At 72.9% G+C, this 12497-nt stretch carries 3 protein-coding genes; all 3 read left to right on the top strand.

The window, feature by feature from the left end; genetic code table 11:
* Positions 1-27: 27 nt before the first annotated feature.
* Entirely contained in the window at positions 28-975 is a 948-nt protein-coding gene (locus tag ACZ59A_RS15215) for a proline iminopeptidase-family hydrolase (protein ID WP_470958428.1), read from the top strand.
* A gap of 7 nt (positions 976-982) precedes the next feature.
* The gene (locus ACZ59A_RS15220; RefSeq protein WP_470958430.1) at positions 983-11113 is read left to right on the top strand and encodes an SDR family NAD(P)-dependent oxidoreductase; all 10131 of its coding nucleotides are present in this window, start codon (positions 983-985) and stop codon (positions 11111-11113) included.
* A gap of 85 nt (positions 11114-11198) precedes the next feature.
* Positions 11199-12437: a cytochrome P450 gene (locus ACZ59A_RS15225; RefSeq protein ID WP_470958433.1), complete on the top strand. Its 1239-nt coding sequence runs from the start codon at positions 11199-11201 to the stop codon at positions 12435-12437.
* The last annotated feature ends 60 nt before the right edge of the window (positions 12438-12497 follow it).

Below are 12497 nucleotides of genomic sequence, written 5' to 3' on the forward strand. Positions count from 1 at the left end.
AGGACCCGAACCGAGGTGGTTTGAGACATGGCGCCCACGCCCAGGGCCACGCCCACGGCCAAAGGAACCGTTCCCTTCCGGGAGTACAAGACCTGGTACCGCGTCACCGGACAGCCGGGGTCGGGCCGCCCGGCCCTCGTCGTCGTCCACGGCGGCCCCGGGTCCACGCACGACTATCTGATCCGGCTGGCCGACTTCGCCGAACGCGGCTGGCCCGTGGTGCACTACGACCAGCTCGGGAACGGCGGCTCCACACACCTGCCGGACGCCGACCCCGGTTTCTGGACCCCTCAGCTCTTCCGCGACGAACTGGACAACCTCCTGCACCGGCTCGGCATCGCCGACGACTACATCCTGTTCGGGCAGTCGTGGGGCGGAATGCTGGCCGCCTGGCACGCCTCGACCCGCCCCGCCGGGCTGCGCGGCCTCATCGTCGCCAACGCCCCCGCCTCCTACCCGCTGTGGCTGTCGGAGATGGACGTGCTGCGCGCCCAGCTGCCGCCGGGTGTGGACGCGACGCTGCGGAAGCACGAGGCCGCGGGCACCACCGACAGCGATGAGTATCTGGAAGCGATGCTGGTGTTCTACAGCCGCCACGTCTGCCGCCTCGACCCGTGGCCCGGCGAACTCATGGCCTCGTACCTCGAAGCCGTCACCGACCCCACGGTCTACCGCACGATGAACGGGCCCAACGAGTTCCACGTCATCGGCAGCCTGCGCGACTGGTCGGTGATCGACCACCTGCCGCGCGTCGATGTGCCCACCCTCGTCGTCTCCGGCCGCCACGACGAGGCCACCCCGGTCACCGTGCGCCCCTACCAGGAACTCATTCCGGACGCCCGCTGGGAGATCTTCGAGGACTCCAGCCACGCCCCGCACCTCGAAGAGCCGGAACGGTTCACCGAGGTGCTCGGCACATTCCTTGACACGGTCGGCGCGAGCGGCGCGCGGACCACGACGGTGAGCGGAGGCTGAGACGACGGTGGAAGCCAACGTCGAGGAGATCGTCGAGGCGCTGCGCGGCTCGCTCGTGGAGAACGAGCGGCTGCGGCGGGACAACGAGAGCCTGCGCACCGCCGCGAATGTCGCCACCGAACCCATCGCGATCATCGGCATGGCCTGCCGTTTCCCCGGTGGTGTCGGCTCCCCGGAGGGGCTGTGGGAGCTGGTCGCCGAGGGCCGCGACGCCATCGGCCCGTTCCCCGGCGACCGTGGCTGGGACCTGAGCGCCCTGTACGACCCGGAGCCCGGAAAGCCCGGCAAGAGCTACGTCCGCCACGGTGGCTTTCTGTACGACGCCGCCGACTTCGACCCCGAGTTCTTCGGCATCAGCCCGCGCGAGGCCCTGACCATGGACCCCCAGCAACGGCTGCTGCTGGAGATCACCTGGGAGGCGGTGGAACGGGCGGGCCTCGACCCGGCGTCGCTGCGCGGCAGCCGCACCGGTGTCTTCGCCGGGGCGATGTACCACGACTACGGCATCACCAGCAGCGACGGCAGCCTGGTGTCCGGACGCGTCGCCTACACCCTCGGCTTCGAGGGCCCGGCGGTCACCGTCGACACCGCGTGCTCGTCGTCGCTGGTGGCGATGCAGTGGGCGGCGCAGGCCCTGCGCACGGGGGAGTGCACCCTGGCGCTGGCCGGGGGCGTCAGCGTCATGGCGACGCCCGAGACGTTCATCGAGTTCAGCGAGCAGCGCGGGCTCTCGCCCGACGGCCGCTGCCGCTCGTTCGCCGCCTCAGCGGACGGCACCGGCTGGGGCGAGGGCGCGGGCGTCCTGCTGCTGGAGAAGCTGTCCGACGCCCGCCGCCACGGCCACCCCGTGCTGGCCGTCGTACGCGGCTCGGCGGTCAACCAGGACGGCGCGTCCAACGGCTTCAGCGCCCCCAACGGCCCCTCCCAGCGCCGGGTGATCCGGCAGGCCCTCACCACGGCCGGGCTGACGCCCGCCGACGTCGACGCCATGGAGGGGCACGGCACCGGGACCTCGCTCGGCGACCCGATCGAGGCCCAGGCGCTGCTCGCCACGTACGGACAGGACCGCGCGGAGCCGCTGTGGCTCGGCTCGATCAAGTCGAACATCGGCCACTCCCAGGCCGCCGCCGGAGTCGCGGGCGTCATCAAGATGGTCGAGGCCATCCGGCACGGCACGCTGCCCAAGACACTGCACATCGACACGGCGACACCGCAGGTGGACTGGGAGACCGGACACGTACGCCTCCTCACCGAGGCCCGCGCCTGGCCCGACACCGGCCGTCCGCGCCGCGCCGCGATCTCCTCGTTCGGGGTCAGCGGCACCAACGCCCACGTGATCATCGAGCAGGCGGACACCGGACCCGTCTCCGCGCCCCTGCCCGCCGAGCGGCCCGTCACCCCGGCCGTGCCGGTGCCGCTGCCCCTGTCCGCCCGCACCACGACCGCGCTGCGCGCCCAGGCCCGGCAACTGGCCGGCCACCTGCGGGCCACGCCCGGCCTGAGCCCCGTGGACCTCGGTTTCTCCCTCGCCACCAGCCGGGCCGCGCTGACCCGCCGCGCCGTCGTCATCGGCCGCGACCGCGAAGACATCCTCGGCCAACTGGACGCGCTGGCACACGACATGGCCCTCGGCGGCCTCGCCCGGCCGACCGGGCTGACGGCCTTCCTGTTCACCGGCCAGGGCAGCCAGCGCCTCGGCATGGGCCGGGAGCTGCACGCGGCGTTCCCCGTCTTCGCGCGTGCCTTCGACGAGGTGTGCGCCGCGCTCGACCCCGCCGTACGCGAGGTGATGTGGGGCGACGAGGAGGCGCTGCACCGTACGGAGTTCACCCAGCCCGCCGTCTTCGCGCTCGAAGTGGCGCTGTTCCGGCTGCTGGAATCGTGGGGCGTACGGCCCGACTTCGTCACCGGCCACTCGATCGGCGAGCTGGCCGCCGCCCACGTCGCCGGGGTGTTCTCGCTCGCCGACGCGGCCCGGCTCATCACCGCGCGGGCCCGGCTGATGGGGGCGCTGCCGCCCGGCGGCGCGATGGTGGCCGTCGAAGCCACGCGGGACGAGGTGGCCCCGCTGCTCGGTGACGGTGTCGGGCTCGCCGCCGTCAACGGCCCTGCCTCCGTGGTGCTCTCCGGCACCGAGGACGGCGTCGAAGCGGCCGTCGCGGCGGTCGCCGAACGGCTCGGAGCCCGCAGGACGAACCGTCTGAAGGTCTCGCACGCCTTCCACTCGCCCCTGATGGACCCCATGCTGGACGAGTTCCGCCGCGTCGCCGAGACCGTCACCTACACCGAGCCGCGCATCCCGGTCATGGCGGACGGCGACGTCACCACCGCCGCCCACTGGGTGCGGCACGTCCGCGACACGGTCCGGTTCGCCGACGCGGTGGCCCGGCTGGAGGCCGAAGGCGTCACCCGCTACGTGGAGTTGGGGCCCGACGGCGTGCTGACCGCCATGGCCCGGCAGTGCCTCACCACCTCCGCCGACACCGCCGTGCTCGTCCCGGCGCTGCGCCGACGCGACCCCGAGCCCGTCGCCGTCCTCACCGCCCTCGGCGACCTGCACAGCGCGGGCCTGCGCGTCGACTGGGCGGGCGTCTTCGACGGACGTGGCGCCCGGCGCGTCGACCTGCCCACCTACCCCTTCGAGCGGGCCCGCTACTGGCTCGACAAGAGTGGCCGGGGCGGCGATGTCACCGCCGCGGGTCTCGACCGGCCCGACCATCCGCTGCTCGGCGCGATGGTGCGGCTGCCCGGCTCGGACGGCGTGGTGTTCACCGGACGGCTGGCCACCGGAGCCCACCCCTGGCTGTCCGACCACACCGTGCTCGGCTCCGTGCTGCTGCCCGGCACCGCCTACGTGGAGCTGGCCGTACGCGCCGGAGACCAGGTGGGCTGCCACCGCGTCGAGGAACTCACCCTGGGCGCGCCCCTGATCCTGCCCGAACACGGCGGCGTCCACGTTCAGGTCGCCGTCGACGCGCCCGACGCGTCCGGCCGCCGCCCGGTGACCGTGTACTCCCGCGCCGACGACGCCCCGATCGACCGCGAATGGATCCAGCACGCCGAAGGGGTCCTCGCCCCCGACGCCGGTGAACCGGCCACCGACCTCGCGGCGTGGCCACCGCGCGGCGCCGAACCCCTCGCCGCCGACGAACTCTACGAACGGCTCGACTACGGGCCCGCGTTCCGTGGACTGCGCACGGCATGGCGACGCGGCGACGAGATGTTCGCCGAGATCGCCCTCCCGGCAGGTGTCGACGCCGGACGCTTCGGCCTCCACCCCGCCCTGCTCGACTCGGCGTTGCACGCGCTCGACCTGGCGGACGACGGCCCGACGGTTCTGCCGTTCTCCTGGTCGGACGTCACCCTGCACACCGAAGGCGCCACCGCCGCCCGGGTCCGCCTGACCATCCGGGGCGGCGACACGGTGTCCCTGGAGCTGGCCGACGCCATGGGACGGCCCGTCGCCTCGGTCGGCTCGCTGACGCTGCGCCCGGTCACCGCGGACGGCCTCGCCCTGGCCTCGGCCCGGATCGCGGACGCGCTCTTCGGCGTCGAGTGGGTCCCGGCCACCGGCCAGCGGACACCGGCCGACGACACCGGGGTGGCCGTCCACCACTGCCCGCCGACGACCGGGGACACGCCGTCCGCGGTGCGCGCGGCGCTGGGCGGTGTGCTGGAGGCCGTACAGAGCGCGGCCGCGGACGACACCACCCTCGTCGTCGTCACCGACGGCGCGATCGACGGCTCGGACCTCGGCCACGCCGCCGTCCGGGGACTGGTACGGGCCGCCGCGAGCGAGAACCCCGGCCGCGTCGTCCTCGTCGATACAGACGCCCCGATCGATCCCCGCTCCATTCTGGAGACCGGCGAGCCCGAGCTGTGCGTCCGCGACGGCGAGGTGCGCGTACCGCGGCTGGCCAGGGTGGCGCCCGGCCCGGACACCGCCGCCTGGGACACGGAACGCACCGTCCTGATCACCGGCGGGACCGGTGCGCTCGGCGCCGCCGTCGCACGCCACCTCGTCACCCGGCACGGGGTGCGGCGGCTGCTGCTGACCAGCCGCCGCGGCCCCGCGGCGCCGGGAGCCGCCGAGCTGGTCGAGGAACTTGCGGGACTGGGCGCCGAGGCCGAGGTGGCGGCGTGCGACGTGTCCGACCGCGACGCCCTGGCCGCGCTGCTCGACGGCCGGACCCTCGGCGGGCTCGTGCACACGGCGGGCGTGCTGGACGACGGCGTGATCCCCTCGCTGACACCCGGCCGCATCGACCACGTACTGCGCCCGAAGGCGGACGCGGCATGGCACCTCCATGAACTCACCCGCGACATGGAGCTGACCGCGTTCGTGCTCTTCTCGTCCGTCGCCGGTGTCATCGGCGCTCCCGGGCAGGGCAACTACGCGGCCGCCAACACCTTCCTCGACGCCCTCGCCCTCCACCGGCACGCCAACGGGCTCCCCGCGCGGTCGCTGGCCTGGGGCCCGTGGGCCGGAGACGGCATGGCGGACGGACTCGGCGACCAGGCGGGCCTGCGCACCCTGGCTCCCGAAGAGGGCCTCGCGCTGCTCGACGCCGCCGTCAGCGGTCCGGAACCCGCGCCGGTACCCGCCCGGTTCGACCTGGCGGCCTTCGACACGCCTCCGCCACTTCTGCGCGGCCTCGTGCGTGGCCGGTCGCGCCGCGCCGCCGACACCACCGCCTCCGCGACCGGTGCGCTACGGCAGCGGCTGGCCGCACTCACCGACGAAGAACGCGCCGCCGAACTTCTCGGCCTCGTACGCTCCCAGGCCGCCACCGTGCTCCGCCTCGCCGGAGCCGAGGCCGTCGACTCCGAACGGGCCTTCCGCGACCTCGGATTCGACTCCCTCACCGCGATCGAACTGCGCAACCTCCTGGGCGCCGCCACCGGACTCCGGCTGCCCGCCACCCTCGTCTTCGACTACCCGACCCCCGGCGAGCTGGCCCGCCACCTTCTGGACGAGCTCTCTGGCGCCGTGGAGAACACGGCGGTCGGGCCCGTGGTGACCCGGGCGGACGACGAGCCGATCGCCATCGTGGGGATGGCGTGCCGTTATCCGGGCGGGGTGGACTCGCCCGAGGGGCTGTGGCGGCTGGTGGACGGGGGCGTGGACGCGATCTCGGAGTTCCCGGCCGACCGCGGCTGGGGCGTCGAGGACATCTACGACCCGGAGCCTGGCAGGCCCGGGAAGACCTATGTGCGCGACGGCGGATTCCTGCACGACGCTGCGGATTTCGACGCGGACTTCTTCGGCATCAGCCCCCGGGAGGCCCGCGACATGGACCCGCAGCAGCGCCTGCTGCTGGAGGTGTCGTGGGAGGCGCTGGAGCGCGCCGGGATCGACCCCGGCACGTTGAAGGGCAGCCCGACGGGTGTGTTCGCCGGGGTCATGTACCACGACTATTCCGGCGGAACCGGCGGCGGCAGCCTCGTCTCCGGCCGCATCGCCTACACGCTCGGTCTCGAAGGCCCCGCCGTCACCGTGGACACGGCGTGCTCGTCGTCGCTGGTGGCCCTGCACTGGGCGGACGAGGCGCTGCGCTCCGGCGACTGCTCGCTCGCCCTCGTCGGCGGCGTGACCGTCATGGGAACGCCGCAGTCGTTCATCGACTTCAGTGAACAACGCGGCCTGGCGGCGGACGGCCGCTGCAAGTCCTTCTCGTCCTCCACGGACGGCACCGGGTGGGGCGAGGGCGTGGGCATGCTGCTGGTCGAGCGGCTGTCGGACGCCCGCCGCAACGGCCACCCGGTGCTGGCCGTCGTACGAGGAAGCGCCCTCAACCAGGACGGCGCCAGCAACGGCCTGACCGCGCCCAACGGCCCGTCACAACAGCGCGTCATCCGCCAGGCGCTGGCGAACGCGGGGCTGTCGGCGGCCGATGTGGACACGGTCGAGGCACATGGCACGGGGACGACGCTGGGCGATCCGATCGAGGCGCAGGCGCTGCTGGCCACGTACGGGCAGGACCGTGCGGAGCCGCTGTGGCTGGGGTCGATCAAGTCCAACATGGGGCATACGCAGGCCGCGGCCGGGGTGGCGGGCATCATCAAGATGGTGCAGGCGATGCGCCACGGTGTCATGCCGAGGACGCTGCATGTGGAGGAGCCGACGCCGCAGGTGGACTGGTCTGCGGGCCAGGTCCGGCTGCTGACCGAGCCGAGGGAGTGGCCGCGTGGCGAGCGGCCCCGCCGCGCGGGGATCTCCTCCTTCGGCATCAGTGGGACGAACGCCCATGTGATCGTGGAGGAAGCCCCGCCCGTCGAGGACGAACCCGAAGAGCGCCGTGAACTCCCGGTGGCGCCCATCGTGGTGTCGGCGAAGACACGTGACGCCCTCCACGCCCAGATTCAGCGGATCGGTACTTTCGCGGCAGACCACGATGAGCTCGATGTGGCGTTCTCGGCGGCGACGGGGCGTGCCGCGCTGGAGCATCGTGCGGTGCTGGTCGGGTCGGAGACGGTCAGCGATGCGGCGGTGGGCGGGGGTGGCAAGGTCGCGTTTCTGTTCACCGGGCAGGGGAGTCAACGTCTGGGGATGGGGCGGGAGCTGTATGACACCTTCCCGGTTTTCGCGGCGGCGTTCGATGCGGTGTGCGAGGCGTCGGGGCTGCCGTTGAAGGAGGTGATGTGGGGCGATGACGCGGCGGCGTTGCACCGCACCGAGTTCACCCAGCCCGCCATCTTCGCCCTCGAAGTGGCCCTGTTCCGGCTGATGGAGTCCTGGGGTCTCCGCCCGGATTACCTGGCCGGTCACTCCATCGGCGAACTGGCCGCCGCCCATGTCGGGGGAGTGCTGAGTCTGGAGGACGCCGCGCGGCTGATCGTGGCGCGGGGTCGGCTGATGGGGGCGCTGCCGTCGGGTGGGGCGATGGTGGCGATTCAGGCCACGGAGGAGGAAGTGGCGCCATTGCTGGTGGGCGAGGTGGGGATCGCGGCCGTCAATGGCCCCTCGTCGGTCGTCGTCTCCGGCGCCGAGGAGGCGGTCACCGCGATTGCCGCCCACTTCAGCGACCGTAAGACGAGCCGCCTGTCGGTCTCGCACGCGTTCCACTCGCCGTTGATGGACCCCATGCTGGAGGACTTCCGTAAGGTCGCGGAGAGCGTGGAGTACCGCGAGCCGGTCGTCCGCTTCGTCAAGGATGTGGCGTCGGCGGAGTACTGGGTGCGGCATGTGCGGGAGGCGGTGCGGTTCGCCGATGACGTACGGCAGCTGCACGCCGAGGGCGTGACCCGGTTCCTGGAGATCGGCCCGGATGGTGTGCTGACGGCGATGGCGCAGCAGTCCGTCGAGGGCGCGATGGCGGCCACGCTGCGGCGCGACCGTCCCGAGGTGGAGAGCTTGTTCGCCGGGGTCGGGCGGTTGTATGCGGCGGGTGTGGCGGTGGACTGGGCCCAGGTCTTCGCGGGGCGCGGGGCGCGGCGGGTGGAGTTGCCCACGTACCCCTTCCAGCGCAAGCGCTACTGGGCGATCGAGCAGCAGACGGCCCTCGCCGGGGCCGACTCCGTCGACCATCCGCTGCTGGGCGCGAGGGTCGTGCTGCCGGACACCGGCGGGGCCGTGTTCACCGGGCGGCTCTCCCCCGACTCCCAGCCCTGGCTTGCCGATCACGATGTGCTGGGTACCTTGCTGCTGCCCGGGACCGGACTGGTCGAGCTGGCGTTGCAAGCCGCCCATCAGGTGGGGTGTGAGGCCATCGACGAGCTGACGCTCGAAGCGCCACTCGTGGTGCCCGAGAAGGGCGGAGCAGCGGTACGGGTCGTGGCAGGCGGCCCGGACACCTCCGGCGCGCGCACCATCGAGATCTACTCCTCCCTCGACGACGAGACGTGGACCCGGAACGCGACCGGTGGCATCATCCCGTCCGCCACACCACCGTCGTCCGATCTGCGCGTCTGGCCTCCGGCCGACGCGACGCCGCTTCCGGTGGACGGCGCCTATGAGGCTCTGCTCGCCCGCGGTTATGGCTACGGTCCGGCCTTCCAGGGGCTCAGGGCGGCCTGGCGGCGCGGCGATGACGTCGTGTTCGCCGAGGTCACGCTGCCGGAAGGGGCGGAGGCGGCCCGGTTCGGTGTGCATCCGGCGCTGCTGGACGCGGCCATGCACGTCGGGCTGATCGAAGACGAGAACGACACCGGGGCGGCGCCCGAGTTGCCGTTCTCCTGGGGCGGCGTCTCACTCCATCGGGCCGGTGCCGCGGCGCTGCGCGTGCGGCTGTCGCGCCGGGACGGGGGCGACGGTACGGAGGTGCTGGTCGCCGACGAGACCGGGGCGCCCGTCCTCTCCGTCGCGAACCTGGTGTCGAGGCCCGTTTCGGCCGAGCAGCTGCGGAGCGGCGGTGACCACCGCGAGTCGCTGTTCGCCCTCACCTGGACCAAGGCCACCGCCCGCCCCCGCCCGGAGGCACCCGTCGAGGTGTACGAGGTCCCGCGGGCGGCGGGGGACACGCCCGAGGCCGTACGGGCGGTCCTGGGCGAGGTGCTGGCGCGCCTCCAAGAGTGGCTGGCCGACCACGGCAAGGACGAGGAGAAGCTCGCGGTCATCACCCGTCGTGCGGTACCGGTCGAGGGGGAGGACGTCGATCTGGGCCGGGCGCCCGTGTGGGGTCTGGTGCGGGCGGCCGCGGCGGAGAACCCCGGCCGGTTCCTGCTGCTCGACCTCGATGACGATGCCACCGTGCCGCCCCCGGCCGATGTGGTCGACGCGCCCGAGATGGCGATCCGGGGCGGTGAATTGCTCGTTCCCGAGTTCGCCCGCGTTCCCGCCGCGGCGGTGGACGAGGCCCACACCCCATGGGACCGGGCGTCCACGGTGCTGATCACGGGCGGGACCAGTGGCCTCGGCGCCCTGGTGGCCCGCCACCTGGTGAGCGCACACGGCGTCCGGCGGCTCGTCCTGACCAGCCGCCGGGGCGAGAGCGCGCCGGGCGCGGCGGAACTGCGCGCCGAACTGGCGGCCCACGGTGCGCACGTGGCGATCGAGGCGTGTGATGTGGCCGATCGCGCCGCGCTCGCCGGGGTGCTGGACCGGCATCCGGTCGACGCGGTCGTACACGCGGCCGGTGTCGTGGACAACGGGCTGGTCCGAGGGCTGACGCCGGAGCGGATGGACGCGGTCCTGCGGCCCAAGGTGGACGGAGCCTGGAACCTGCACGAGCTGACGGCCGGCCGCGACCTGTCGGCGTTCGTCCTGTTCTCCTCGCTCGCCGGGCTCGTGCTGGCCGCGGGGCAGGGCAACTACGCCGCCGCGAACGTGTTCCTGGACGCGCTCGCCCGCCACCGCCACCACGCCGGGCTGCCGGTGACCTCGCTGGCGTTCGGGCTGTGGGAGGCCGACACCGGGCTCGGCGAGCTGGCCGAGGCCGACCGGAAGCGCATGCTGCGCATGGGCCTGCCCGCGCTGTCGCAGAAGGAGGGGCTGGCGCTGCTGGACGACGCGTTGCGTACGCGGGAGCCCGCGCTGGCACCGTTCCGGCTGGACACGGCCGCCCTGCGGGCACGCCCCGCCGACCGGCTTCCCGGGATGCTGCGCAACCTGGTGCCCACCCCGCGCCGCAGGGCCGGGGGCCCGGGCGTGGCGGGTGACGGAGACGGCGGCGCGGGGCTGCGCCGGAGGCTGGCGGCGCTGGCCGACGACGCCGAACGCGACGGCCTGCTCATGGACCTGGTACGGACCCAGGTGGCGGCGGTGCTCGGCCACGACGGGGCCGACGCCATCCGGTCCGACCGGGCGTTCAAGGACCTGGGCTTCGACTCGCTCACCGCCGTGGAACTGCGCAACGGGCTGCGCGCGGCGACCGGGCTGAAGCTGCCCGCCACCCTGGTGTTCGACCACCCGACGCCCGTCGAGGTCGCCGACGAACTGCGCGCACAGCTGGGCGCGGACCAAGCACCGACCGCATCCCCGCTGGAATCCGAACTCGCCCGGCTGGAGGCGTCGTTGGCGTCGGCGACACCGGACGAGGAGGCGTACGGGCGTGTCGCCGACCGACTGCGCGCCCTGACGGCCGGGTGGATCGAGACCCATCGGCCGGTCGAGAGCGAGGAGACCGATCTCGCCTCGCTGTCGGCCGACGAACTGTTCGACGTCCTGGACGACGAGCTGGACACGAGGTCCGCGCCGTAGCAACGCGCCGGACCCGACCATCACCGCACCGAGGCACCACACCGAAGCACCGCCCAGAAGCACCACACCGAGGAGAACGCCCCACATGACCACCGAAACGACCCCGACGTCCCAGCAGGCCGACGAAGCGCTGATCGCGCTGATCTCGCCGCCCTTCCCCGCCGACCCCTTCCCCCTCTACGAGACGCTGCAGTCGGTGAACCGGGTCCACCACGCGTCCGCGCTCGGCGTATGGGTGATGTCCGGGTACGAGGAGGTCACCGAGTTCCTGCGGCTGCCCGACGTCCAGAGCGGCGCCCGCGCCGCCACCCAGATGCGCGAGGACTGGGCCGACCATCTCTCCCTGCGCATGTACCTGAACTCGATGGTCACCCTCAACCACCCCGACCACGGCCGGATTCGCGGCCTGGCCGCCCGCGTCTTCACCCCCAACAAGATCAAGACGATGCAGCCCGCGGTGGAGCGGCTGACCGCCGGGCTCATCGACAACCTCATCGAGCGGTCCGATGGTGGCGAGCCGGTCGACCTCGTGGACCTGCTCGCCGTGCCCTTCCCGGTCGCGGTCATCAGCGACATGCTCGGGCTTCCGTACGAGGACGGGAAACACCTCTGGAAGCTGGCCGACGACTGGTCGCACGTCTTCTCCGGCCTCTACACCGAGGAGGACCTGACGCGTGCCGACGCCGCGGCCGAGGAACTGGCCGGGTATTTCCGTGAGGTGATCAAGAATCGTCGCGCCGAACCGCGTGAGGACCTGATGTCCTCGCTCGTCCAGGAGGCCACCAACGGCCGTCTCGACGACGACGAGCTGATGGCGCTCATCCTGTTCCTGTTCACCGCGGGCTTCGCGGCCACCACCAACCTCGTGGCGACCGGGGTGCTCGCGCTCCTCGACCACCCCGACGAGCTGAACCGCTGGCGCGCGGACAAGAGCATCACGCCGTCGGCCGTGGAGGAATTACTGCGCCACACCACCCACACCACCGCGGCGAGCCGGGTCACCACCCGGCCGGTTTCCATCGGCGGTGCCGAGATACCCGAGGGCGTTCTCGTCCTGACCCTGCTCGCCGCCGCCAACCGCGACCCGCGCCGGTTCCCCGACCCGCACCGCCTGAACCTGACCCGCGACAACGGCCCCCACCTGAGCTTCAGCGCCGGAGCCCACTACTGCTTCGGCGGCAGCCTCGCGCGCATCGAGGGCGCCGAACTCTTCCCGAAGCTGATCGACACCTTCCCGAAGATCGAGCAGGCCGGTACGCCCGAGCGCCGCGCCATCATGGGCCTGACCGGCTACACCACCCTCCCGGTGACCCTCGGCCGCTGACGGCCCAACGGCCCCTGCGGACGGAGGCCCCGGTGTACGACGGAGTCCCTGCGCGACCTT

The organism is Streptomyces sp. NPDC040405, from assembly GCF_055595765.1.

Excerpts from the sequence above, each read along its gene's own strand:
- ACZ59A_RS15215 (WP_470958428.1), top strand. The coding sequence starts at position 28 with ATGGCGCCCACGCCCAGGGCCACGCCCACGGCCAAAGGAACCGTTCCC.
- ACZ59A_RS15225 (WP_470958433.1), top strand. The coding sequence starts at position 11,199 with ATGACCACCGAAACGACCCCGACGTCCCAGCAGGCCGACGAAGCGCTG.